The organism is Nonomuraea sp. C10 (genome assembly GCF_008017515.1).
Lineage (GTDB): Bacteria > Actinomycetota > Actinomycetes > Streptosporangiales > Streptosporangiaceae > Nonomuraea > Nonomuraea ferruginea.
This window is the reverse complement of sequence record NZ_VPFF01000001.1, coordinates 2,557,213-2,579,811: the sequence shown is the minus strand read 5'-3', so window position 1 is coordinate 2,579,811 and position 22,599 is coordinate 2,557,213. Positions and strand designations below refer to the sequence as shown.

20 protein-coding genes are annotated in these 22,599 nt (G+C 72.7%); 10 read left to right on the top strand and 10 right to left on the bottom strand.

Going from position 1 to position 22,599, the window contains the following annotated elements:
* Positions 1-3: 3 nt before the first annotated feature.
* Genes FR742_RS11715 through FR742_RS11695 form a run of 5 tightly spaced genes read left to right on the top strand, consistent with a single transcriptional unit; the run spans position 4 to position 7,359 of the window.
* Positions 4-5,211, top strand: a complete 5,208-nt coding sequence (locus FR742_RS11715; RefSeq protein WP_148030984.1) for a type I polyketide synthase — start codon at positions 4-6, stop codon at positions 5,209-5,211.
* Positions 5,208-5,648: a thioesterase family protein gene (locus FR742_RS11710; RefSeq protein WP_148030983.1), complete on the top strand. Its 441-nt coding sequence runs from the start codon at positions 5,208-5,210 to the stop codon at positions 5,646-5,648. Before FR742_RS11715 ends, FR742_RS11710 begins: the two co-directional genes overlap by 4 nt.
* Positions 5,649-5,660: 12 nt before the next feature.
* On the top strand, positions 5,661-6,272 hold the full coding sequence (locus tag FR742_RS11705; protein WP_148030982.1) for an NADPH-dependent F420 reductase: 612 nt from the start codon (positions 5,661-5,663) through the stop codon (positions 6,270-6,272).
* A 44-nt stretch (positions 6,273-6,316) separates the two neighbouring features.
* Positions 6,317-6,859 carry a hypothetical protein gene (locus FR742_RS11700; protein WP_148030981.1) on the top strand — a complete coding sequence of 181 codons (543 nt, stop codon included), beginning with the start codon at positions 6,317-6,319 and terminating at the stop codon, positions 6,857-6,859.
* On the top strand, positions 6,856-7,359 hold the full coding sequence (locus FR742_RS11695; protein ID WP_148030980.1) for a hypothetical protein: 504 nt from the start codon (positions 6,856-6,858) through the stop codon (positions 7,357-7,359). The genes FR742_RS11700 and FR742_RS11695 overlap by 4 nt, the downstream gene beginning before the upstream one ends.
* Here the strand turns inward: FR742_RS11695 and FR742_RS11690 are convergent.
* Both FR742_RS11690 and FR742_RS45705 read right to left on the bottom strand, forming a co-directional pair.
* Positions 7,315-8,337 carry an LLM class flavin-dependent oxidoreductase gene (locus tag FR742_RS11690; protein WP_148030979.1) on the bottom strand — a complete coding sequence of 341 codons (1,023 nt, stop codon included), beginning with the start codon at positions 8,335-8,337 and terminating at the stop codon, positions 7,315-7,317. The genes FR742_RS11695 and FR742_RS11690 overlap by 45 nt on opposite strands.
* 50 nt (positions 8,338-8,387) lie before the next feature.
* Positions 8,388-8,516 (bottom strand): hypothetical protein, encoded by a 129-nt coding sequence (locus FR742_RS45705; protein ID WP_261808479.1) that lies wholly within the window; start codon positions 8,514-8,516, stop codon positions 8,388-8,390.
* Between FR742_RS45705 and FR742_RS11685 the strand changes: the two genes are divergently transcribed.
* Entirely contained in the window at positions 8,515-9,231 is a 717-nt protein-coding gene (locus FR742_RS11685) for a helix-turn-helix transcriptional regulator (protein WP_148030978.1), read from the top strand. The two genes, FR742_RS45705 and FR742_RS11685, sit on opposite strands and share 2 nt — an antisense overlap.
* A gap of 150 nt (positions 9,232-9,381) precedes the next feature.
* On the opposite strand, the gene FR742_RS11680 is transcribed toward FR742_RS11685, so the two are convergent.
* A complete protein-coding gene (locus FR742_RS11680) occupies positions 9,382-10,788 on the bottom strand; it encodes an MFS transporter (RefSeq protein WP_148030977.1) in 1,407 nt (468 codons plus the stop codon).
* A gap of 89 nt (positions 10,789-10,877) precedes the next feature.
* Between FR742_RS11680 and FR742_RS11675 the strand changes: the two genes are divergently transcribed.
* Positions 10,878-11,471, top strand: coding sequence for a TetR/AcrR family transcriptional regulator (locus tag FR742_RS11675; RefSeq protein WP_148030976.1), 594 nt, complete (start codon positions 10,878-10,880; stop codon positions 11,469-11,471).
* 171 nt (positions 11,472-11,642) lie between these two features.
* Positions 11,643-12,542: an SDR family NAD(P)-dependent oxidoreductase gene (locus tag FR742_RS11670; protein WP_219548117.1), complete on the top strand. Its 900-nt coding sequence runs from the start codon at positions 11,643-11,645 to the stop codon at positions 12,540-12,542.
* A 73-nt stretch (positions 12,543-12,615) separates the two neighbouring features.
* Here the strand turns inward: FR742_RS11670 and FR742_RS11665 are convergent, their stop codons facing one another.
* The 7 genes from FR742_RS11665 to FR742_RS11635 all read right to left on the bottom strand — a co-directional run bounded on the left by FR742_RS11665 (position 12,616) and on the right by FR742_RS11635 (position 19,840).
* Entirely contained in the window at positions 12,616-13,494 is an 879-nt protein-coding gene (locus FR742_RS11665) for an ABC transporter ATP-binding protein (protein ID WP_148030975.1), read from the bottom strand.
* Between the two features lie 52 nt (positions 13,495-13,546).
* A complete protein-coding gene (locus FR742_RS11660; RefSeq protein ID WP_148030974.1) occupies positions 13,547-14,314 on the bottom strand; it encodes an enoyl-CoA hydratase/isomerase family protein in 768 nt (255 codons plus the stop codon).
* The gene (locus FR742_RS11655; protein ID WP_148030973.1) at positions 14,311-14,922 is read right to left on the bottom strand and encodes a carboxymuconolactone decarboxylase family protein; all 612 of its coding nucleotides are present in this window, start codon (positions 14,920-14,922) and stop codon (positions 14,311-14,313) included. Before FR742_RS11655 ends, FR742_RS11660 begins: the two co-directional genes overlap by 4 nt.
* Before the next feature lie 29 nt (positions 14,923-14,951).
* The gene (locus FR742_RS11650; RefSeq protein ID WP_148030972.1) at positions 14,952-15,794 is read right to left on the bottom strand and encodes an ABC transporter permease; all 843 of its coding nucleotides are present in this window, start codon (positions 15,792-15,794) and stop codon (positions 14,952-14,954) included.
* The gene (locus FR742_RS11645; RefSeq protein ID WP_187281102.1) at positions 15,791-16,855 is read right to left on the bottom strand and encodes an ABC transporter substrate-binding protein; all 1,065 of its coding nucleotides are present in this window, start codon (positions 16,853-16,855) and stop codon (positions 15,791-15,793) included. Before FR742_RS11645 ends, FR742_RS11650 begins: the two co-directional genes overlap by 4 nt.
* 217 nt (positions 16,856-17,072) lie before the next feature.
* A complete protein-coding gene (locus tag FR742_RS11640) occupies positions 17,073-18,824 on the bottom strand; it encodes a CocE/NonD family hydrolase (RefSeq protein WP_148030970.1) in 1,752 nt (583 codons plus the stop codon).
* Positions 18,824-19,840 (bottom strand): fumarylacetoacetate hydrolase family protein, encoded by a 1,017-nt coding sequence (locus FR742_RS11635; protein ID WP_148030969.1) that lies wholly within the window; start codon positions 19,838-19,840, stop codon positions 18,824-18,826. The genes FR742_RS11640 and FR742_RS11635 overlap by 1 nt, the downstream gene beginning before the upstream one ends.
* 167 nt (positions 19,841-20,007) lie before the next feature.
* Here FR742_RS11635 and FR742_RS11630 point away from each other — a divergent pair, with 167 nt between their 5' ends.
* Positions 20,008-21,252, top strand: coding sequence for an LLM class flavin-dependent oxidoreductase (locus FR742_RS11630; protein WP_187281101.1), 1,245 nt, complete (start codon positions 20,008-20,010; stop codon positions 21,250-21,252).
* Between the two features lie 148 nt (positions 21,253-21,400).
* Entirely contained in the window at positions 21,401-22,546 is a 1,146-nt protein-coding gene (locus FR742_RS11625) for a S9 family peptidase (RefSeq protein ID WP_148030967.1), read from the top strand.
* The last annotated feature ends 53 nt before the right edge of the window (positions 22,547-22,599 follow it).

Here is a 22,599-nt window from a genome sequence, read left to right as displayed (position 1 = left end):
GCCATGACAGACGTCGCCATCGTCGGCATGGGCTGCCGCTATCCCGACGCGGCCGGCCCGGACCGCCTGTGGGAGCTGGTCATGGCCCGCAGGCGGGCGTTCCGGCCCATCCCCGCGACCCGGCTGAACCTCGCCGACTACGACACCGGCGACCCCGACTCGACCTATGTCCGGTACGCGGCGCTCCTGGAGGGCTGGTCGTTCGACCGGGCCCGGCACCGCATCCCGGGAACCACCTACCGTGTCACAGATCCGGCGCACTGGCTGGCCCTGGACGTGGCCGCCGACACCCTCGCGGCGGCGGGCTTCGCCGACGCGTCCGGACTCGACCGCGACAGGGTCGGCGTGGTCCTGGGCAACACGCTGACCGGCGAGTTCACCAGGGCCACCGCCATGCGGCTGCGATGGCCGTACGTGCGCCGCGTCCTGCAAGAGGCCATGGCCGGCGAGGACCTCGGCGAGTCCGTCCGCGACCAGCTCGTCAAGCGGGCCGAGGAGCTGTTCAAGGCGCCGTTCCCCGAGCCCACGGACGAGAGCCTCGCCGGAGCGCTGTCCAATACCATCGCCGGGCGCGTCTGCAATCACTTCGACCTGCACGGCGGGGGTTTCACCGTGGACGGCGCGTGCGCCTCGTCGCTGCTCGCGGTGATCCACGCCTGCGTGGCCCTGACCTCCGGGGATCTGGACTTCGCCCTCGCCGGAGGCGTGGACCTGAGCCTCGACCCGTTCGAGCTGGTCGGGTTCGCCAGGACCGGGGCCCTCGCGCGTACGGACATGCGGGTCTACGACGCCTCTCCCACCGGCTTCTGGCCGGGCGAGGGGTGCGGCATGGTCGCGCTGATGCGCGCCGAGGACGCGCTGGCGCTGGGGCGGCGGCCGCTCGCGCTGATCCGCGGATGGGGGGTGTCCTCCGACGGGCGCGGCGGGATCAGCAGGCCCGAGCCCGACGGGCAGCTGCTCGCCCTGCGGCGCGCCTACGAACGCGCCGGGTTCGGCGCGGACACGGTCGGCTACTTCGAGGGGCACGGCACCGGGACGGCGGTCGGCGACCACGCCGAGCTCCAGGCCATGCGGGCCGTGCGCGAGCAGGGCCGCCGCCCGGCCTTCGTCGGGTCGATCAAGGCCAACATCGGGCACACCAAGGCGGCGGCCGGCGTGGCCGGACTGATCAAGGCGACGCTGGCCGTGCACCATCAGATCGTCCCGCCGACCACCGGTTCGCACACGCCGCACGAACTCCTCGGGGACGGGCTCACCGTCGCGGAGGGGCCCGTCCCCTGGCCCTCGGCCCCCGTACGGGCAGCGGTCAGCGCGATGGGGTTCGGCGGGATCAACACCCATCTGGTGGTGGAGAGGGCGGGATCGGCCCGTCGAACCCGGTTGTCCGCCGTACAGGAGCGGATGGCGCGCACGCCGACGGACACGGAGGTCTTCGCCGTGACGGCGGACAGCCCCGCCGCGCTCACCGGGAAGCTCCGGCACGTCGCCCGGCTGGCGGAGACCCTGTCCTTCTCCGAACTCACCGACCTGGCCGCCCGGCTGGCCGGTGAGCCGCAGGGGAGCCACCGGGTCGCCTTCACGGCCCACCATCCGGGTCAGCTGGCCCGCCGGGCCGAGCGGGCCGCCGCCCTGGCGGGCCGCGCCGCCGCCGAGTCCGGCGTCTTCAGCGGGGTGGGCCCGCCCGGGAAGGTCGGCCTGCTGTTCACCGGCCAGGGCGGACCGGCCCGCGGCGACGCCGGCGCCCTGGGCAGGCTGTACGACGGGGCGCGGGCGTACTTCACCGGGGAAGAAGGCATCGACACGGCGATCGTGCAGCCGGCCGTCTTCCGGGCCTCCATGGCCGCGCTGCGGTGGCTGGACAGCCTCGGGGTCGCCGCCGTCGCCGCGCTCGGCCACAGCGTCGGCGAGATAGCGGCGCTGACCTGGTCCGGGGCCATCGACGAGGAAGCCGCGCTGGAGCTGGTGACCGAGCGCGGCCGGATCATGGGCGAGGTGGGCGCGCCAGGCACCGGCATGGCCTCCGTCTCCGCCCGCGCGAGCCGGGCCGCCGCCCTGATCGAAGGGCTGGACCTGGTCGTCGCGGCCGACAACGGCGCCTCCACGGTCGTCGCCGGGCCGTGGACCGCGGTCGAGACCCTGGTGCGGCGGGCCGGCGCGGACGGCGTCACGGCGACGCGACTGGAGGTGAGCCACGCCTTCCACTCCCCCGCCGTGCGGCAGGCCGTCGCGCCGTTCACCATCTGCCTGGACAAGGCGCCGTTCACCGTGCCGGTGGGACCGGTCTACTCGACGGTCACCGGCACTGAGCTGAGCGCGGGCACCGATCTGCGCCGGCACCTGGCCGCCCAGATCACCGATCCGGTGCGGTTCCGTGAGGCGCTGGATCTGCTCGCCGCCGAGTGCGACCTGCTGGTCGAAGCCGGTCCTGGACATTCGCTGGCGACCCTGGCCACCGCCCACCTCGGCGGCTCGCCTCCGGCCGTCTCCGTCGACGCCGGCGCGGCCGGCGCGCGGGGCCCGCTGGAGACCGCCGCCGCCCTGTTCGCGGCAGGCGCGACCGACTCGTTGCGCACCCTGTTCGACCAGCGCTTCCACCGGCCCTTCGAGCTGGACCGGGAGCCCGTGTTCCTGACGAATCCCTGCGAGGCGGCGCCTGAGCCGGCCCCGTCCGCCGCGCCGGAACGGCCGCGGCCGGAAGGCGGCGGCGTGGCCGAGATCGTGCGCGAGCTGGTCGGGGCCGCCCTGGAGCTGGAGCCTGACGCGATCGCGGACGACGACCACCTCCTGGCCGACCTGCACATGAACTCGCTGCAGGTCGTCCAGCTCGCCGCCGAGTCGGCGTCGGCGTGCGGGAAGGCGCTGCCGCCGGTCCTGCCCTCGATCGCCGAAGCCACGGTCGGTGACCTGATCGCCGCCGTCGAGGCTTTCCCCCGGGCCGAGGAGCACACGCTGGACCTGCCCGCCTGGTTCCGCCTGTTCACCGAGCACCGGGAGCCCGTCCAGCCGCCCGAGCCGGAAGGCGCGCTGCGCGCGCACGTCCCCGCCGCGCCCACGGACGCCGACCTGGCCGCCTTGGTCGCCACGGCGCGCCGGGCGATCGCCGGTGGGCGGCCCCTCGTCGTCACCGACGAGGCCGACTGCGCCTCCGGGTTCGTCGCCGCCCTGCGCCAGGAGCATCCGGACGCCGACGTCCATTGGCTCGGCGTGGACCGCGCGGGCCGGACCTACGAGGTCCGGCACTCGCCCATGGCCCGCCCGCGCAGCGATCCCCCGCTCCGGCGGGACGACGTGGTCGTCATCACCGGCGGAGGCAAGGGGATCGGGCTGGAAGCCGGGCTCACCCTCGCGAAGGCGTACGGGGTCCGGCTGGCGCTGATCGGCCGGTCGGATCCCGGCACCGACCCCGAACTGGCCGGCGGCCTGGAGAGGCTGCGGGCCGCCGGGGTGGTGGCCGCCTACCGCAGGGCGGACGTCACCGACGCCGCCGCTGTCACGCGGGCCATGGCGGAGCTGTCCGAGCTCGGCCCGATCGCCGGGGTGGTGCATGCCAGCGGGATCAACCGGCCCGCCCTCTTCGGCGAGCTCACGGACGAGGACTTCGCCGAGCACGCCCGTACGAAATGTGCCGGTCTGGCCAACGTGCTCGCCGCCGTCGACCTCAGCGGGCTGCGGCTCCTCCTCGCGTACGGGTCCGTGATCGGGCGGTTCGGGCTGGCCGGCGAGACGCACTACGCCCTGGCCAACGGACGGCTCCAGGCCATGGTGCGCGCCCTCGCGCCCCGGCTGCCCGACGGCTGCGTCAGCGCGACGCTGGCCTGGACCGTGTGGTCCGGGGCGGGGATGGCCGAACGGCTCGGCGTGGTCGACCACCTCGCCGGCGCCGGGATCGGCACCCTGCCCGCGGAACGGGGCGCCGAGCTGCTGCTGGACGCCATAGCGGCAGGTCCGGCCGGGGAGACCATCGTCATCAGCGGCCGGCTTCCCCAGCTCGACCGCGCGCAGGTCACCCCGCCGCGGCATCCGCTCCTGCACCGCCTGCTCAGGTTCGTCCCGGGGGTCGAGCTGGCGGCCGAATGCGAGCTGGACGCGTCGCGCGCGTTCCTGGCCGACCACCAGCTCCACGGGGTGCGGCTGCTGCCCGCCGTCTGCGCTCTGGAGGCCATGGCCCAGGCCGCGGAGATGCTCGGCACTCCCGCTCGCACGATCACGGACGCCCGGTTCGAACGACCGGTCATCGTGCCCACCGACGGGACGCGGACCATCCGGATCCACGCCCTGCGCCACCCCGACGGCAGCGTGGCGGTCACCGTCCGCAGCGCGGAGACCGACTTCTCCGCCGACCACTTCGCCGGACGGGTCGTCCCCGGGCCGGCCGATCCGCCGGACGTCGAGGTCCCCGCCGGTGACCCGCCCGGCCACGAACCGGCCGACCTGTACGGATCGCTGTTCTTCCACGGCCCGGCGTTCCGGCGCCTGACCCGTTTCGAGTCCCTCTTCCCCACCGGCTGCCGGGCGGTGCTGTCCGGGGCCGGCGAGGACCTGGGGCTGGGCGAGCCGGTTCTGGGGGACGCCGCCCTGCACGACGCGGCCATCCACGTCCTGCAGGCGTGCGTGCCCCACCGGCGCCTCCTGCCGGTCGCGTGCGATCGCTTCCAGGTGCACGGCGGCGCCCGGTCCGCCGACGTGGTCGTCGAGGCGGTCGAACGGGAGCACCAGGGCGTCGACTACACCTACGACGTCCTGGCCCGGTCCGTGGACGGGCGTCCCCTGTTCAGCTGGTCGGGGTTGCGGCTGCGCGACACCGGGCCGCTGCGCCTGGACGCCGTCCCGCCGCTGCTGACCGGCCCGTACCTCGAACGCGTGGTGGGGGACCTGTGCCCGGGGGCGGCCGCCGTGACCCAGGAGTGGGTGGAGCTGGACGGCCCGCCGCTCCCGCTCGGTCCCGAGTGGACGGATCAGGCCGAGCAGCTGGCGCGCCTGACCGGCGAGTCCCGCACCTCTCTGAACTCGCGGCTGAGTGCGGTGCTCAAGTGTCTGCCCGAAGCGGGCCAGGCCACGTCGCTCCGGGTCGAGGCCGCGTACGAGCACGGCTGGATCAAACTCAGCGGCCCGTCCGGGTCGGCCGTCCTGTCCGGCCTGCTCACCCTGAACGATTCCGGCGGCCCGCCACGACCCATGGTCGTCGCCGTGCTCACCCAGGAGAGGCGATGAATCCTTTCTACGAACACCGCCAGGTGGTGACCTTCGCGGACACCAACGTGGTCGGGAACGTGTACTTCACCCATTACTTCGAGTGGCAGGGCCGCTGCCGGGAACGGTTCCTCGCCGATCAGGCGCCGGAGGTCCTCCAGGAGCTCACCCGCGACCTCGCCCTGGTGACGGCCGACTGCGCGTGCGAGTTCTTCGCCGAGCTGTACGCGCTCGACGAGGTGTCGATCCGCATGTCGCTGGGCGGCATCGAGGCCAACCGGGTGACCATGGAGTTCCACTACTACCGGCTGGGCGCCGGTCCGGCTCTGCTCGTCGCCCGGGGACGGCAGACGATCGCGTGCATGCGCCGCGGCTCCGGCGGCGCCCTCCACCCGACGGAGATCCCCGGCCCGCTCAGGCGGGCGCTCGACCCTTACCGTCCCGTCCCGGCAGCCTAGGAGGACCGCCCCGTGGATCCGCGGATCGGCATCATCGGGTGCGGGCGGATGGGCACGGCCCTGGCCCGGCTCATCGACCTGCACCGGATACCGCTGCTGCTGGCCAACCGGACGCCCGGACGGGCCGCCGCGCTCGCCGCCGAGCTGTCGTGCGCGCGGGCCGTGCCGCCGGAGGAGGCCGCCGCCGAGTCCGATCTGACCATCCTGGCCACGCCCATCGACGCCACCTGCCGTGACGTGGCGCCCCAGTTGCGGCGGACGCGGTCCGTCATCGTCGACGTGTCCAACCCGTGCTTCGGTGAGCCGGCCGCGCCGCCCTACGCCTCGGCGGCGCAGCGGATCGCCGCGGCGCTGCCGGGTTGCGCCGTGGTGAAGGCGTTCAACTGCCTGTCGGCCCGATGGATCAGCGCCTACATCCGCGCGCCCGGCCTGGTCACGATCCCCATCGCGGGCGACGACCCCGATGCCAAGCTGCTCGTCACCCGGTTCTGCAAGCAGCTGGGATTCGACATCGCCGACGCCGGGCCCCTGGCCAACAGCCGGTGCATCGAAAGCCTGACCGAGCTGCTGCTGTGCCTCGACGCCGACTCGATCGGCGTGAAGCTCGTGCCGGCCCTCCCCTGACCGCGGCCGCGCCATCCCCCACGAAACCGATCCCAGGAGTCGTCATGTCCGCTCCCGCCATCAGCCGTTCGACGCTCAACGAGCGACACCACAAGACGGCTCTCGGTGTCTTCCTCGTGATCGTCCTCGCGCACTGGGCGGAACACGTCGTCCAGGCGATCCAGATCTACGCGCTGGGCTGGCCGGTCCCCGAGGCGCGCGGACTGCTCGGGCTGCCGTTCCCCTGGCTCGTCACCTCGGAATGGATGCACTACGGCTACGCCCTGGTCATGCTCGTGGGGCTGATCCTGCTGCGCCCGGGCTTCACCGGCCGTTCCAGGACCTGGTGGACCGTCGCGCTGGCCATCCAGTTCTGGCATCACATCGAGCACCTGCTCCTGCTGATCCAGGCGCTGTCGGGGACGTACCTGGCCGGACGGGCCGCGCCCACCAGCGTCATCCAGCTCGTGATCCCCCGCGTCGAGCTGCATCTGTTCTACAACGCCGTGGTCTTCGCGCCGATGGTGGTGGCCATGGTGCTGCACCGGCGTCCGCGCCTGGAAGAACGCGCCGTCATGCGGTGCGACTGCGCGCTCCAGCCCGCATGAGGTTCCGCCCCTCCCCGCCGATGGCCGTCGTCCTGCTGCTGGTCGCCGCGCTCGCGCTGTCCTGGACGCTGCCCGGGATCGGCCCGGCGCTACGGCTCGCCACCGGCCACGGCCTGCGGGGCACCTTCACCGCGCAGCGCCTGGACTGCCTGCGCCATCCCGGGCACGAGAGCTGCGCCTGGACCGGCGCGTTCCGCTCCCGCGACGGCCTCGTCCAGCGCACGGAGGTCACCCTCGCGGGCAGCGACCGGGGCACCCATCGAGCGGGCCAGCGGGTCGAGGCGGTCGACGTGGGGCTGACCAACCGCGTCTACGGCCCGGGCGGCTCCGCCGAATGGGTCTTCACCGTACTGCTGGCCCTGGCCGAGCTGGCGCTCCTGGCCTTCGCCCTCATGGCGATCGCCGGAGCGGTCCGGCGCGGTGAAGGGACGCGTTCCGCCGCCGGGGCGTCGCGGTCAGCGCCAGCCGAGTGCGGGGGCGACGTGGGTCAGGACCGATGAGAGCAGGTGGGCGTTGTAGTCCACGCCGAGCTGGCTGGGCACCGTCAGCAGGAGCGTGTCGGCCGCGGCTATCGCCTCGTCGGCGGCCAGTTCCTTGACGAGCACGTCGGGCTCGGCGGCGTACGTGCGCCCGAAGACGGCCCTGGTGGTGGCGTCGATGAAGCCGACCTGGTCGGAGCTGGTGCGCTCGTGGCCGAAGTACGCGCGGTCGGTCTCGTTGACGATCGGCATGATCGAGCGGCTCACCGACACCCGCGGCTCGCCCTCGTGGCCGGCCTCCTTCCACGCCTCCCGGTAGGCGGCGATCTGCTCGGCCTGCTGCACGTGGAACGGCTTGCCGTTCTCGTCGTCCTTGAGCGTGGAGCTCATCAGGTGCATGCCGAGCCCGGCGGCCCACTTCGCGGTGGCGTTCGAGCCGGAACCCCACCAGACGCGCCGGCGCAGCCCTTCCGAGTGCGGTTCGAGACGGAGCAGTCCGGGCGGGTTGGGGAACATCGGCCGCGGGTTCGGCTGGGCGAACCCCTCGCCCTCCAGCACCTTGAGGAAGACCTCCGCGTGCCTGCGCGCCATGTCCGCCTCGGTCTCGCCCTCGGCCGGCTCGTAACCGAAGTAGCGCCAGCCGTCGATCACCTGCTCGGGTGATCCGCGGCTGATGCCGAGCTGGAGCCGCCCGCCCGCGATGAGGTCGGCCGCGCCGGCGTCCTCGGCCATGTAGAGGGCGTTCTCGTACCGCATGTCGATGACGCCCGTGCCGATCTCGATCCGGCTGGTCCGCGCGCCGACGGCCGCCAGCAGCGGGAACGGGCTCGCGAGCTGCCGGGCGAAGTGGTGGACGCGGAAGTAGGCGCCGTCGGCCCCGAGCTCCTCGGCGGCGACCGCCAGCTCGATCGACTGCAGCAGGGTGTCGGACGCGCTGCGCGCCTTGGAGTACGGCGAGGACGACCAGTGCCCGAAGCTCAGAAACCCGATCTTCTTCATACGCACTTCAACATTCCGCACGTCAAAGAGATTCCATCACCGCCCGGCGGTCAGTCGCCGTATTTCTTCACAGCCTCGTAGGACGCGTAGTAGCCCCGGCTGAACGTGGAGTCGTACCACCAGGCCCGCCCGTCGGCGCCGAACGCCATCAGCTGGTTGTACATCTGACGCTTCGGCATGAGCAGCATCGCCGTCCGGACGACGCTGTCGCGCTACGCCTCGGCTCTGGACCGGCTGACCGGCGGCTGGTCGGGCAGCTCGCTCATCGCCGCCTACCTCTCGGCCCCCGACCAGGTCGAGGCCGCGGTGCGCTGCGCCCAGCCGGAGAGGGCTCGCGCGACGTTCCACCGCTTCGACGCCTGGGCCGCCCAGACCGGCCGGCCCACCCCCGAAGCGCTCGCCCACCGCTGCCGGGCGCTCCTCATGCCTCCGGGCTCCCCGGACGACGACCGCCAGGCCTGCTTCGAAGCCGCCCTGCGCGCTCATCACCGCGACCCGCAACCGTACGAACAGGCCAGGACCGAGCTCGTCTACGGCCAGTGGCTGCGCCGCACCCGCCGCAAGCGCGCGGCGCGCGAGTTGCTGGAAGCCTCCCGCGAACGTTTCGACCAGCTCGGCGCCCGTCCTTGGGCCCGCCGCGCCGCCGCCGAGCTGCGCGCCACCGGCGACCCGCGTCACGGCCGCGCGGCCGGGCACGTCCCCCGGAACCTGCTCACCGCCCAGGAACGCCAGATCGCCAGGCTCGCCTCGCGCGGCGTCCGCAACCGCGACATCGCCGCCCAGCTCTTCCTCAGCCCTCGCACGGTCGGCAACCACCTGTACAACGTCTTCCGCAAGCTCGGCATCACCTCCCGCCGCGACCTCGGCACCGCTCTCGGCCTCGACACGCCCTGACAGGCGCCGAACACGCCGGCGCCCTCGCCGCGCAGGCCAGGTACGTGCCGGCGCCCTCGCGGCGCAGGCCAGGTACGCGCCGGCGCCCTCGCGGCGCAGGCCGGGTGCGCGCCGAGCGGTCTTCCCGGCCTGATCCGCGTCATCACGTGCCTAGTTCGGCGTGGAGGGGATGGGATCCCCTTGTCTCAACCGGCCGGGCGTCACCAGGGCGGCGACGACGACGCCGGCGCCCGCCGCGACGGCGGCCACGGTGAACCCGCCGGCGAAGCCGCTCAGCGTGGTTCCCGCCAGGCTCGCGGCGGCGACGCTGGAGACGACCGCGGCGCCGAGTGAGGCGCCGAACTCGTGGAAGGTGCTCACGATGCCGGACGCGATCCCGGCCTCATGGGGCGCCACCTGGCCGAGCGCGGTCGCCGAGGCGACGACGAACAGCGCGCCGGTGCCCGCGGCGGCGACGGAGACGCCGACCACGACGACGGCGGGATGCATCGACACGGCCGGTGCGGCCAGGCCGAGAGCCGCGACCGCCAGTCCGGCGACGGCCGGCGCGCGTCCGCCCCAGCGGCCGATCACGCGGCCGGTCAGGTTGGCTCCGAGCATCGTGGCCACCGCCACGGGGAGGAACAACAGGCCCGTGTGCAGCGCGCCGTATCCCTGAGCCTGCTGGAAGTAGAAGGTGCCCAGGAAGAACACGGCGATCATCAGGGCCGTCGCCATCAGGATGAGGAACGCGCCCGCCGCCACGGGCCGCCGCGCGAGCAACCGGACGTCCATCAGGGGCGACCGCGCCCGCCGCTGCCACACGACGAACAGGACGTAACCCACCGCGGCGGCCAGGACGAGCCAGCCGGTGAACGACGTGAGCCAGCCTCGCTCGCCGGCGGCGATGAGAGCGTAGATCAGCGACGCGGTGGAGGCCGTCACCAGGATCGCGCCGAGGACGTCCAGCCGTGACCGTTCGGTTCCCCAGGTCGGCAGCCGCGGCACGAGAGCGGCGAGCACCACGGCGATCACCAGCCCGATGGGCACGTTGACGTAGAAGACCCACGACCATCCCGGGCCCGCCGTGAGGAGGCCGCCGACCAGGACGCCGAGGGCGGCTCCGCCTCCGCCGAGCGCGGACCAGACGCCCAGGGCCTTGTTCCGCTCCTCGCCGTCGAACAGGGCCACCACCAGGGACAGCGCCGAGGGTGACAGCAGGGCCGCGCCGACCCCCTGGGCGATGCGGCCGCCCACGAGCATGGCCGCGGATTCCGCCAGTCCGGTGACCAGCGACGCCGCGGTGAAGAGAAGGAGCCCGGTGAGCATGACGCGCTTGGCGCCCACCAGGTCCGAGATCCGCCCGCCGAGCAGCATGAGTCCGCCGAAGGTGAGCGTGTAGGCGCTGACGGTCCAGGTCAGCGCCTCGCGGGTGAGCCCGAGTTCGGTCTCGATGTGGGGCAGGGCGATGGCGACGACGGTGACGTCGAGGATCAGCATGAGCTGCGCCACGCCGAGAAGGCCGAGAACGCGCCAGCGCGCCGGGTGTGCGCCCGGCTGGGCGATCTGTTGGTTCATGAGGTCTCCATGGCAAGAACTCGTACTTCCATGTACGAGCTTTGCCCTTACTATAACTCGTATGTGTGCGTACGCGTTAGAGTGCCGACATGGCTGAGCCGTCCATACGCCCCAAGCGCCGCGCCGATGCCGAGCGCAGCATCGCCCGCATCGTGTCCGCGGCCCGCGCCCTGCTGAGCTCCGACCCCAACGCGAAGACGGACGACATCGCGAAGGCGGCGGGCGTGGGGCGGATGACCCTCTACGGGCACTTCGGCACCCGCGCCGAACTCGTCGAAGCGGCGCTCGTGGACGCGTTGAAGGCCGGTGACGAGACCCTGTCGGCCGTCGACCTGACGGGGAACGCCCGCGAGGCCATGACCCGCCTGCTGGCGTCGAGCTGGCAGATCGTGGCCGAGTCCGCGGCCCTGCTCGCCGCGGCCGAGGAGGTCCTCCCCGCGGGACGGATCAGGGAGCTGCACGAGAGACCGGTCCGGCGCATGACCGAGCTCGTCAGCCGCGGCCAGGACCAGGGCGTCTTCCGCGCCGACCTGCCCACCACATGGCTGGTCAGCGTCGTCCAGTACATTCTGCACGGGGCGGCGACCGAAATACGGGCGGGACGCCTCGCTCCTCACGACGCCGCGGAAGTGGTGACGAAATCCGTGGAGTCGGTGCTGACCGGCCAGGCCGTCGAGAGATGAATACGACCAGGATAACAAAGAAAGAAAACAGCAGGCCGAGGGCCAGATTCCCGTCATTCACGAGAATCTCGTCCGTTCTATTCGTGACCTACATCATTGCATTTATCGCCTTAAATGCTCCTATAATAGGGAACAAAGGCGGGATTCGATGAACAGCGCATGGAGAACGGCATGATGATTTCACCCGGCCCGTACGACGAGTTCGATCTGACGGGACACGCGTGCGTCGTCACCGGGGCCGCGCAGGGCATCGGCGCCGCGGAGGCGCGGCTGCTCGCGCGGCGCGGAGCGGCGGTGCTGTGCGCGGACCTGGCGGACACCGGGCCGTTGGTGGAGGAGATCCGCGACGAGGGCGGCATCGCCCTCTCCTGGCAGGGGGACCTCACCGAGCGGGGAGCGGCCGAGGACGTCCTGGCCGCCGCCGAGGGTTCCGGGCGGCCGGTCTCGGTTCTGGTCAACAACGCCGGCATCGTCCGTGACCGGATGGTCTTCAACCTGGACGACGCCGACTGGGACGCGGTGCTCGCGGTGAACCTGACCGCGCCCTTCCGGCTGTGCCGTGCCCTGGCCCGGCACTGGCGCGGGCAGCCGCGGCGCGCGGGACGGCGGATCATCAACACGAGCAGCGAGTCGGGGCTCTACGGCAACGCCGGGCAGAGCAACTACGCGGCGGCCAAGGCCGGTCTCGCCACGCTGACCTTGACCCTCGCCGCCGAGCTCTCCCGCTACGGGGTCCGCGTCAACGCGATCGCCCCCAGGGCACGCACCCCGATGAGCGAGGCCGCGTTCGGCACGCTGCCCGGCGGCGCGCTGCCGCCCGACCGCGTCGCGGCCCTGGTCGCCTGGCTCGCCGGTCCGTCCGGTGAGGACGTCACCGGGCAGGTCTTCGTCGTCGCCGGGGACACCGTGCGGCGGATGCGCACCTGGTCGCCGGTGCGCGCGGCCCGGCAGCCGGAGGAATGGTCCCCGGAGACGAGCAAGCGCTTCCTGGCGGAGCTCTTCGACGGGGACGCCACGCGTCACGAGCCCGCTCCGATCAGCGCCCTGTTCACCGGCGAAGCCACCGGGTAGCGCGTCGGCGGACCGACCGCCGGGATCGGCGATGGTGTGGCGGGCACGGAGGGGCCGGGACGGACGTACGTGATCAGGCACCGGTCCGCGTGTCCTGGGCCGTGCCGGGGATGAGGGACCGCCGGACTTCTTCCTCGATGAGGTTCCAGATGTGGTCGACATAGCCGGTGAACCTCTCCCCGCGCTTGGTGTGCAGGTCGCGGGGGCGGGGGATGTCGATGCGGATCTCCTCACGGATGCGCCCGGGGTGGGCGGCCATCACGATCACCCGGTCGGCGAGCAGCACGGCCTCGTCGAGCTGGTGCGTGATGAACACCACGGTCTTGCGCTGCTTCGTCCAGATGTCGAGCAGTTCTGTCTGCATCACCTCGCGGGTCTGCGCGTCGAGGGCGGCGAAGGGCTCGTCCATCAGCAGCAGGGTCGGGTCCACCGCGAGGGCACGGGCCAGGTTGACCCGCTGGCGCATGCCGCCGGAGAGCTGGTGCGGGTAGTGGTTCTCGAACCCGCGCAGCCCGACGAGCTCGATGCACTCCCTGCTCCGCGCGTCCGTCTCCGCCGAGCGACGGCCGCGGACGTCCAGGCCGAAGCGGACGTTCGCGAGCACGGTCCGCCACGGGTAGAGGGAGTCCTGCTGGAACACCACCGCCATGTCGCCGTGGCGGGGATGCGCCGGACGCCCGGACACGCGCACCTCGCCGGCCGACGGCGCGATCAGCCCGTCGATGGTCTTGAGCAGCGTGGTCTTGCCGCAGCCGCTCGCGCCGACCACGCAGACGAACTCCCCGTCCTCGACGGTGAGGCTGACACCGTCGAGGACCGTGGTGAAGGCGCCGCCGACCTCGTAGCCGACCGACAGCCCGTCGATCTCCAGCAGCGGCGACGCCCCCGGCGGGACGGGAGCGTCGATGGGGTTCTGGCCGCCGGCGGGGCGACGGCGGAAGGACCGGAGCATACGGCTTCCTCTCTCGATCTCGGCTCCCCGGAGCGGCCGGGCACGGCCGATGTCAGTCGCGGGCATCCTGGGAGAAAGAGCGGGCGTCGACGGCGGCGAGGGATTCCAGGGCCAGTCCGTGGGCGAGACCGAACTGCAGCTCGCGGCGGATCAGCATGGTGAGGCACGCGCGGGTGTAGCGGAGCATGAGCGTGGTGTTGGCGGCGAGCTCGCGGGCGAGCTCCCAGGCCCGGTCCAGCAGCCGGTCCGGTGGCAGCACCTCCGCCACCAGGCCGAGTTCCAGGGCTTCGCGGGCGCCGATGGTGCGCCCGGTGAGCAGGAAGTGCCGGGCCCTGTTCATGCCCAGGAGCCACGGCCAGACGACGTGGACGCCGTCGCCGGGCACCACCCCGGCGACGACGTGCTGGTGGTCGGCGAAGACGGCGGTCTCCGAGGCGAGGACGATGTCGGAGAGGAGGGCGAGCTCGGCGTGCTCGGTGGCCGGGCCGTTCACCGCGGCGATGATCGGCACCTCGATGTCGAGCAGGTCGAAGAGCATGTGCCGCCCCTCGTGCGCCACCCGGTCCCAGCCCTGCGGGGTGGTGTTGCGCTTCTCGAACGCCATCTCGGTGAGGAAGTCGGGGCCGCTGCCGGTGAGGATGACGACGCGGTTGTCCGGGTCGGTGGCGATCTGCCGGAACGCCTCGGGCAGTTCGCGGTGCGCCCGCTCCGACCACTTCAGCGATCCGCCGTCGGTGTGCAGGGTCACCTGGAGGATGCGGTCCTCCCGCGCCATCCGCACGTCGCCGAAGCGGTCCCGGTACTCCTCGAACCTGCTCACCGCCCCTCCTCCCCGGGCCGGCGGCCGTCGGGCGCCCACGGCTGGTAGTCCGGTTCCAGCGGCACCTGGAAGGTGTCCATCAGCATGGTCAGCGCCCGCCAGATCGCGATGACGTAGCAGATCTCGACCACCTCGCCGTCGTTCGCGAGCACCTCCTTCAGGTCGCCCAGGGTCTTCTCGGAGACCCGGTCGTCGCGCGTCATCTCGTCGACCGCGCGCATCACGGCGCGTTCTGCGGGCCCGAATCCCTCGTACGCCGCGCCCTCGCGCACCCCGAGCACGTCGGCGGGCCGCTTGCCCGGCAGGTCGACGTCGACGGTCGGCGCGTAGTGGTGCGCCCACAGGTACGTGGAGCCGGTCACCCAGGCCACGCGCATGATCGCGAGCTCGCGCAGCCGGGTCGCCTCGGGCCTGCGGGTCAGTCTCCCTTCCCAGAGGATGCGGTCGTTGATCTCGTTCTCGACGCGGGCGGACTGCGGCGAGTTCAGCAGCAGCCGGTAGAAGAAGATGCGCGACATCTCCTCGCGCATGCCCGCCTCGACGGCGATCCGCGCCGCCTCCTCGACGGGGAGCATCGGGATCAGGCCCTGGGGTTCGTCGGTCGGCATAGCCGTGGTCTCCCTGTCGTGGGTGCGGGTCATGCCTGGCCTGACTGCCAGGGGGCGACCCGCCGTTCCAACCATTCGAAGATCTTGACGAGCAGCACGCCGGTGACGGAGAAGATGAGCACCCCGGCGAGCAGCACGTCGGTCTGGAAGTACTGAGAGGACACGAGGATCCGGTAGCCGAGGCCGCTCTGGGAGCCGAAGAGCTCGCCGACGACGACGCCGATGAGCCCGCGCCCGATGCCCATGCGGATGCCGGCGACCAGGAACGAGACGGAGGTCGGGAACCGGACCATGGTGAACAGCTGCAGGCGGCTCGCGCCGAACGACCGGGCCGCCTCCAGGTGCTGCGGGTCCGTCGCCCGGATCCCGGCGTCGGTGTTGATCGCGATGGGCAGGACGACGAGCATGAACACCAGCAGCACGGTCTTGGTCTCGCCGATGCCGAACCAGAGGATGAACAGCGGCGCGAGCGCGACGAGCGGGGTCGCGTACAGCCCGTTGATGAGCGGGTCGATGTAGTCCTTGGCGCGGCGGCTGGTGCCGAGGAGCAGCCCGAGCAGCACCCCGGCCACGAGCCCGGCGCCGAACCCCTTGAGGAACTCGTCCGCGCTGACGAGCAGGTCCTGCTGGAGCGTCCCGTCCGCCCACATCGTGCCGACCGCCTGGACGGTGCTGATCGGTCCGGCCAGGAAGAGCGGGTTGGCGACGAGATACTCGGCCGCGACATGCCAGACCACGAGGAAGCCGGCGAAGCTGACGACGGCCCGGTAGCCGCGCCATCGGCGGCCGGAGCCCTTCCGCCGGCGCGGCCCCGGCGCGGGGGGCGTGGTGGTGTGCCGCGCCCCCCGCTCGCGGGAGGTCACGCCGCTCATGCCGCCGTCTGGCCCTCGGGAAGCAGGCCCTTGGGGCCCGGGCCGTTCTTGACCGAGTCGGGCAGTTCGTCGAAGGCGGCCTTGACGTGGGAGTTCTCGATCAGTCCCGCGATGTCGGACGGCACGGAGGCGTCCAGGGAGCCGCCGGACTTCATCAAGGAGATCGTCCGGGGGATCACCTCGTCGGCGATGACGCCGTCGCGCGGGTACGCCCCGGAGGTCACCCAGGTGTAGGAGGCTTCGGCCACGTCCGGCTCGACCTGCGCGTTCCTGGCCAGCAGGGCGATCACCCGGTCCTTGTTCGCCGGGTCGTAGAGGAAGGCGATGGAGGCGAGATAGCCCTTGAGGAAGGCGCGCGTGGCGTTGGGGTGCTCGGCGACCCAGTTCTTCAGGGCGATGATGCCGAAGAAGGACAGGTCCTGGTATTCGGGCACCTGCTGCAGGTCGTACAGGATCTTGTAGCCCTGCCGTTCCAGCAGCGTGGACGTGGGCGGCAGCACCGCGATGCACTTGATCTGGCCGGACTGCAGGGCCGCGAGCGCGGGGCCGGCGTTGAGGTTGACGTTCGTGAGCTTGAAGTCGGCGCCCACCTTCAGCTTGCCGCCGTGCTCCATCATCTTCGACAGGTAGAGGGCGTCGCCGATCCCCTCCGGGTTCTGCGCGCCGCACGTCGCGCCCCTGAGGTCCTCGAAGGACCGGACCTCCTTGGGCACGACCAGATACTCGGGGTACGACCGGTAGCCCTCGGCGACGGCGATGACGCGCGGGTCCTTCTGGTGGGCGAGGACGACGGCGTCGTACACGGTGGAGGTGAACTGCACCGAGCCACCGATCATGGCGGCGAGCGCGTTCGGGCTGGACTGCGAGTAGATCATCGACACGTCCAGGCCGTGCTCCCTGAAGATGCCGAACTCGACGCCGACCTGGATGGCCCAGTTGCCGGCGTTGGCGGTGACGCCGCTGAAGGTCACCTTGTCCACCTCGGGCCCGGCGGCGCCCGCCGTGCTCGTCTCGGGCGTGACGGCGGGGGGTTCGCCGGCGCCGCACGCTCCGGCTGTCACCAACAGGACTGTCGCGGCGAGGATCCGAAGGGCACGGGCGGCACGGGCGGCACAGGTGGGGGGCATCGAAACTCCTAGGCGGGATTCGCGTGCGTTGCTCGACCTCACCCGAACGCCGTTATCGGCATCGTTACCGGCGCGCGGGCGGGGGCGGACGATCGGGGCGGCCACGGCGGAGTGGCCTGCGGCGACTCCGTTACCGGGCCGCCGTGACAGGTCACGGGGCGGGTTCCTCGGCCGGGTCCTCGGCGGGGACGAGAGGGAGGACGAGCGCCGACGGGTGGCGGTCGTCGTGGACGACGGTCTGCCGCGCGGGGCGCAGGTCCTCGGGCGCGGTGGCGGTGCCGTCCTCGGTGCCGGCGTGGCGGTCGTACTTGGGGAACGAGCTGCTGGAGACCTCCAGCCGGATCCGGTGGCCCGGCAGGAAGACGTTGCCGGTGGCGATCAGGTCGACTTCGACGCGGACCGGCCCGGGCCCGGCGGCGGCGACCTCCGCCGCGGTCACCCGCCGGATGCCGTCGCAGAGCAGGAACGCCCGGCCGTCGGGGTGGACGTCGACGAGCTTCGCCGTCACGTCCGTGGCGGGAGCGTCGGTGACCAGGTGCAGGATGGCGTGGACGGGGCCGATCACCTCGACCGGGCCGGTCAGCGGGTCGCTGCTGTAGACGAGGACGTCGTCGCGGTCCTCGATCGCGCTCTGGTCCATCGGGCCGGAGTTCGCCGCCGGGTTGGGCAGGTAGGTCGCGCCGCCGCGGGTGGGCACGGGGTCGCGCGGGTCGTACCGGAACGTGTCGGGCGGCTGCGGCCCCTCGGGGGGTGTGCGGGACAGGCGGCCGTCGCCGTGGCGGGAGTTGGCGGCTCCCCCGCTGTGCAGGTACCAGGGGGTGGCGCGGGCGCGGGCGAGCGGCCACTCCCGCTCGTCGCGCCACTCGTCCACGCCCATGACGAACACGCGCACCGGCGGCAGCTCGGGACCGCCGGCGCCGGACAGATGCTGGGCGAACCAGGCGAGCTGCAGTCCTTCCATGTCGATCGCGGCCGGGAAGCGCCGCTCGGGGCCGCAGGCGTCGCCGAACAGGGCGGGCGACCACTGCGTCCACGGGCCGATGATCAGGCGCTGCCGTTCGGCCGCCGGGCCGCCCGCGGCCTTGATCGTCTCGTACGCGGCCAGGTTGCCGTCGAGGTGGACGTTGTACCAGCCGGCGACGTGCAGCACGGGCAGGTCGGTCGCGGCGAGCGCGTCACGGGCGCTGAGCGCGTGCCAGTACGGGTCGCCGGGCGGGTGGGCGAGCCATTCGCGGTAGTGCGGGGCGATGCCGTCCAGGGCGGGCGCGTCCGTCAGCGGCAGCCGCCCGAAGGCGGCGTCCGGGTCGCGCAGGGCGCCGGCGAGCGCCCGCGCCGTGTCCTGGTGCGCGGCGGCGCCGTCGCGGGCTGCCGCGCGGCGGAGCTGGTCGGGGGCGAGGTTCGCCAGGCTCCACCACAGGTTGAAGCCGAGCTGGAACGCGCCGCCGCGCCAGACCCAGCCGCTGTCGTACTCGGACGCGGTGAAGTGCGGCACGATCGTGCGCAGCGCGGGCGGCCGGCGGCGCAGCGCCTGCCACTGCGGGACGCCGTTGTTCGACGCCCCGTACATGCCGACCTGGCCGCTCGACCACGGTTGCGCGGCGGCCCAGCCGACGCACGCGGCGGCGTCCTCGCCGGAGCCGGCGAACGGGCGGAACGGCTCGTCGCCGCCGGAGCGGAACCGGCCGCGGGCGTCCGCCACGACGACCACGAAGCCGTGGTCGACCGCCCGCTCGGGGTTGATCACGCCGTAGACGGAGGCCCAGTTCGCCTTGTCGTAGGCGGTGTACTGGAGGAGCACCGGCCGCGGTCCCGCCGCCGGGTCGCGGTACACGTCGGCCCGGAGCACGACGCCGTCGGGGAGCGGGATCGGCACGTCCCGCTCACGCAGGATCGCCGGGCGCATCAGGACTCCCCCGCGCGCTCCACGCGGGTCTCCAGCGCGCCGAGCCCGTCGATCTCCAGCCGGATCACGTCGCCCGGCTTGATCCAGCGGTCGATCTCGATCCCGGCGCCGGTGCCGACCGTCCCGGAGCCGAGCATGTCGCCGGGCAGCAGCGTCTCCCCCGCCGAGGCGTGCGCCACGATCTGCTCGATGGACCAGTGGATCGACCCGGCGGAGCCCCGCGACCACAGCTCGCCGTTGACGAAGGCCCGCATGCCGGCCGCGAAGGGGCGGGGGATCTCGTCGGCGGTGACGAGGTACGGTCCGGTGGCGCAGCCGCGGTCGAAGCCCTTGGTCTTGGCCGGGCCGACCGCGGTGCCCATCTCGCGGCGCTGGACGTCGCGGCAGGACAGGTCGTTGAAGATGGTGAGCCCGGCGATGTGGTCCCAGGCCCGCTCGGGCGGGATGTCCCGGCCGCTCCTGCCGATGACGATCGCGAACTCCAGCTCGTAGTCGAGCTTCTCGGTGTACGCCGGCCACTGACCGGCCTCGTCCGGGCCGAACACCGACGCGCTGCGGGTCACGTAGTGGGAGGGCGCCTCGTACCACGCCGGCGGGACCTCCCTGCCCAGGTTGCGCAGGGCGTTGACCATGTGGTCCTCGAAGGCGAAGAAGTCGCGCAGCGCCGGCGGGCGGTCGACGGGGGCGAGCAGGCGGACCGCCTCGCGCGCGTGGGCGTGCGGGCCGAGCGGGCCGGTCTCCCGCCGCGCGGCCTCAGGGTCGCCGAGCGCGCCGAGGAGCCGCTCCGCCTCACGCTGGGCGCGTCCGCCGGAGCCGAGCAGGGCGACCGTGCTCCCCGGGAAGGTGGCGCGGGCGAGCTCCGCGGCGCGGCCGGGCTCGCCGCCGTCGGCGACGATCTCGGAGGCCAGCAGCGCGGCCAGGTCGACGATGACCGGCGCGTCGAGCGCCCCCACCGCGGCCCCCGCGCGCACCTCCGCGTCCGGCCAGCCGTGCGGCGTGAAGCGGCAAATCCTCATCTGGAACCCTCCGTAGATCATGGCCGGCTGCCGGGTTTGTCGTGCGGCAGGTTCTATTTCCGAGGCCGTTACTCCCTCATTAACGGCGGCGCGGAACGGCCCGGTAACTGCGCGCCCGTTGGATGACGGCGAAGGATTCTGTCAGCCAGCTGCTGAGGAGCGAGATTTTGAGTGTCAAGGCGATCGTGCAGCTCTATCCGGTCATTCCGGCCGAAGGCGGTGCCGCGGGGCGTGCCGCCCGGCGCCCGCTCGGGCGGGATCGGGACGAGTTCCAGAAGGTGATGCGGGACTGGGCGAGGATCGCCAAGGCCGCCGAGGACCTGGGTTACTGGGGCATCGCCGGGATCGAGCATCATTTCCACTCCGAGGGCTACGAGGTGGCCCCGTCGCCCGGCGTGGTGAACGCGTGGCTCGCGGCGCACACGAGCCGGATCAACGTCGGCACCAACGGCTACGTGCTCGGCACCCATGACGCGATCCGCGTCGCCGAGGAGTGCGCGATGCTCGACCACATGCTCGAAGGCCGGTTCTGGGCCGGGGTCAGCCGCGGCTACCAGTCCCGCTGGACCGACGTGCTGGGCCAGCACCTGGGCACCCCGGCGACGCTCTCCGACGGCGGCTCCGCCGACAAGGAGAACCGCGTCATCTTCGAGGAGCAGGTCGAGCTGATGCTCAAGGCCTGGACCGAGGACTCCTTCGACTTCAACGGCGCCAAGTACCAGGTCCCGTTCCCGTACGACGCCGGCATCACCACCTATCCGGCCACCGACACCGCGTCGCTGATGGGCGCGGTGGACGAGGTCGACGAGAACGGCGTCATCCGGAAGATCTCGGTCACGCCGCCGCCGTACCAGCGGCCGCACCCGCCGGTGTTCGTGGCGTCGTCGAGCTCGGAGGAGTCGATCCGGTACTGCGCGCGCAACGGCTTCGTCGTGACCAGCTTCTCCCCCGCGGCGAAGACCGAGGAGTTCGCGAAGATCTACGCCGAAGAGGCCGCCAAGGTGGGCCACCCGGTGCCGCTCGGCGCGAACCAGGCGCCCGTGCGCTGGCCGCACGTCACCGAGTCCGCGGCGGCGTACGACCAGGCCCTGCGCGACTACGACGCGGACATGTTCGAGAACTTCTACGCGAAGTTCTTCAAGAAGAAGATGCCGGTGAACGGGGACGTCGTGCAGGCCATCAAGGACTCCGGCCTGTTCCTCGGCGGCACCGTCGACCAGGCGAAGGCGCAGTTCGCCGCCGAGTGGGAGCAGGTCCCGTACGAGTACTCCGTGCTGATCTGGCACTGGGCGCAGCAGCCGACCGACGACCTGATCCGCGAGATGGAGCTGATGGCCACCAAGGTCTACCCGGAGATCGGCGGCCTGTCCGGCCCGCAGGAGCGTCCGCGGGCGCAGTGGGCCACCACCTGACCCGCCCGGCGCGCCGGCCCGCGCCTGCCGCGCGGCGGCGGGCGCGCCGGGTAACGCCATCCGTAATGCAACCGCTTGTACTGTACTGACCAGAGAGAACCGCACGGCCCCGGCCGCGCGTTGTCATACCGTTCCATGAGGAGTCGCCGTGTTCGAGTTCTTCCCGGGCGACCACGTCCGGTCGTCGAGCGTGAACCTGGCCCTGATGGCCGGCGGCTCGCTCGCCGACATCGGGCGCTGGCTCGGCCCGCTCCGGGACACGCCGGAGGCGGGCCTGGACGCCTGGGCGGCCGCCTGGGCGGGCATGGCGCACCAGCAGGAGGCGCTCGCCGCGGGCGACGTCCGCGCCGGATACCTGGCGGCGGCCGGCCGGCGGTATCTGCGCGCGTCGGTGTACCACGCGACCGCCCAGCGGCAGATCCCGCCGGGGCCGACGAAGTCGGAGAGCTACGCCGCGTCCCTGCAGGCCTTCGGGAACGCCATGGACTGTGGGGCCCTGCCGCTGGTGCGCGTCCACGTCGACTCCCCCGACGGCACGCTGCCCGGCTACCTGATCGCGCCGGACGCCGCCGACCCGCGGCCGGTGGTCATCGTGTACGGCGGGCTCGACCTGACCAAGGAGATGCTCTACGCCACCGTGGGCGCCGCGTTCGCCCGCCGGGGCATCACCTGCCTGGTCATCGACACCCCGGGCACCGGGGAGCTGATCCGGCTGCGCGGCGTGCCGTCCCGCCCCGACTACGAGGTGCCGACCGCGGCCATCATCGACCACCTCCAGGCCCGCCACGACGTGGACGCGCGGCATGTCGCCGTGCTCGGCGTCAGCTTCGGCGGCTACTACGCGGCCCGCTCGGCGGCGTTCGAGCCGCGGGTCTCGGCCTGCGTCTCGTGGGCGGGCAGCTGGGACTGCGGCGCGCTGTGGCGGCGGCGCTGGGACGAGGCCGAGGCCGAGCCGACGTCGTGGTTCCTGCCCTGGGTGACGGGCACCGGCACGATCGAGGAGGCCCTGGAGCGGCTGGAACTGTGGACGCTGGCCGACGTCTGGCCTCGCGTGACGCAGCCGCTGCTGATCGTGCACGGCGAGAACGACCGGGAGATCCCGGTCGCGGACGCGCGCCGCGCCTTCGAGGCCGCGGGCTCCGCCGACAAGCGGCTGCACGTCTTCGCCGCCGCCGACGGGGGCGCCGAGCACATCCAGTCGGACGACCCCGCCCCCGCCCTCGACCTGATCGCCGAGTGGCTCTCCCTGCGCATGCCGGTGCTGCCGGAGCCGCCGGTGCCCGCGCTCGCCTGAGCGCCCCGGACACGAGGAAGCCGGGAGGGGAATCCCCTCCCGGCTTCCGCGTT

What these genes read in the sequence shown, in the direction of transcription:
- FR742_RS11665 (WP_148030975.1), bottom strand. Translation starts at nt 13,494, where the DNA reads ATGCTCCGGTCCTTCCGCCGTCGCCCCGCCGGCGGCCAGAACCCCATC.
- FR742_RS11675 (WP_148030976.1), top strand. Translation starts at nt 10,878, where the DNA reads ATGGCTGAGCCGTCCATACGCCCCAAGCGCCGCGCCGATGCCGAGCGC.
- FR742_RS11650 (WP_148030972.1), bottom strand. Translation starts at nt 15,794, where the DNA reads ATGAGCGGCGTGACCTCCCGCGAGCGGGGGGCGCGGCACACCACCACG.
- FR742_RS11695 (WP_148030980.1), top strand. Translation starts at nt 6,856, where the DNA reads ATGAGGTTCCGCCCCTCCCCGCCGATGGCCGTCGTCCTGCTGCTGGTC.
- FR742_RS11690 (WP_148030979.1), bottom strand. Translation starts at nt 8,337, where the DNA reads ATGAAGAAGATCGGGTTTCTGAGCTTCGGGCACTGGTCGTCCTCGCCG.
- FR742_RS11685 (WP_148030978.1), top strand. Translation starts at nt 8,515, where the DNA reads ATGAGCAGCATCGCCGTCCGGACGACGCTGTCGCGCTACGCCTCGGCT.
- FR742_RS11715 (WP_148030984.1), top strand. Translation starts at nt 4, where the DNA reads ATGACAGACGTCGCCATCGTCGGCATGGGCTGCCGCTATCCCGACGCG.
- FR742_RS11655 (WP_148030973.1), bottom strand. Translation starts at nt 14,922, where the DNA reads ATGCCGACCGACGAACCCCAGGGCCTGATCCCGATGCTCCCCGTCGAG.
- FR742_RS45705 (WP_261808479.1), bottom strand. Translation starts at nt 8,516, where the DNA reads ATGCCGAAGCGTCAGATGTACAACCAGCTGATGGCGTTCGGCGCCGAC.
- FR742_RS11635 (WP_148030969.1), bottom strand. Translation starts at nt 19,840, where the DNA reads ATGAGGATTTGCCGCTTCACGCCGCACGGCTGGCCGGACGCGGAGGTG.
- FR742_RS11710 (WP_148030983.1), top strand. Translation starts at nt 5,208, where the DNA reads ATGAATCCTTTCTACGAACACCGCCAGGTGGTGACCTTCGCGGACACC.
- FR742_RS11680 (WP_148030977.1), bottom strand. Translation starts at nt 10,788, where the DNA reads ATGAACCAACAGATCGCCCAGCCGGGCGCACACCCGGCGCGCTGGCGC.
- FR742_RS11670 (WP_219548117.1), top strand. Translation starts at nt 11,643, where the DNA reads ATGATGATTTCACCCGGCCCGTACGACGAGTTCGATCTGACGGGACAC.
- FR742_RS11640 (WP_148030970.1), bottom strand. Translation starts at nt 18,824, where the DNA reads ATGCGCCCGGCGATCCTGCGTGAGCGGGACGTGCCGATCCCGCTCCCC.
- FR742_RS11700 (WP_148030981.1), top strand. Translation starts at nt 6,317, where the DNA reads ATGTCCGCTCCCGCCATCAGCCGTTCGACGCTCAACGAGCGACACCAC.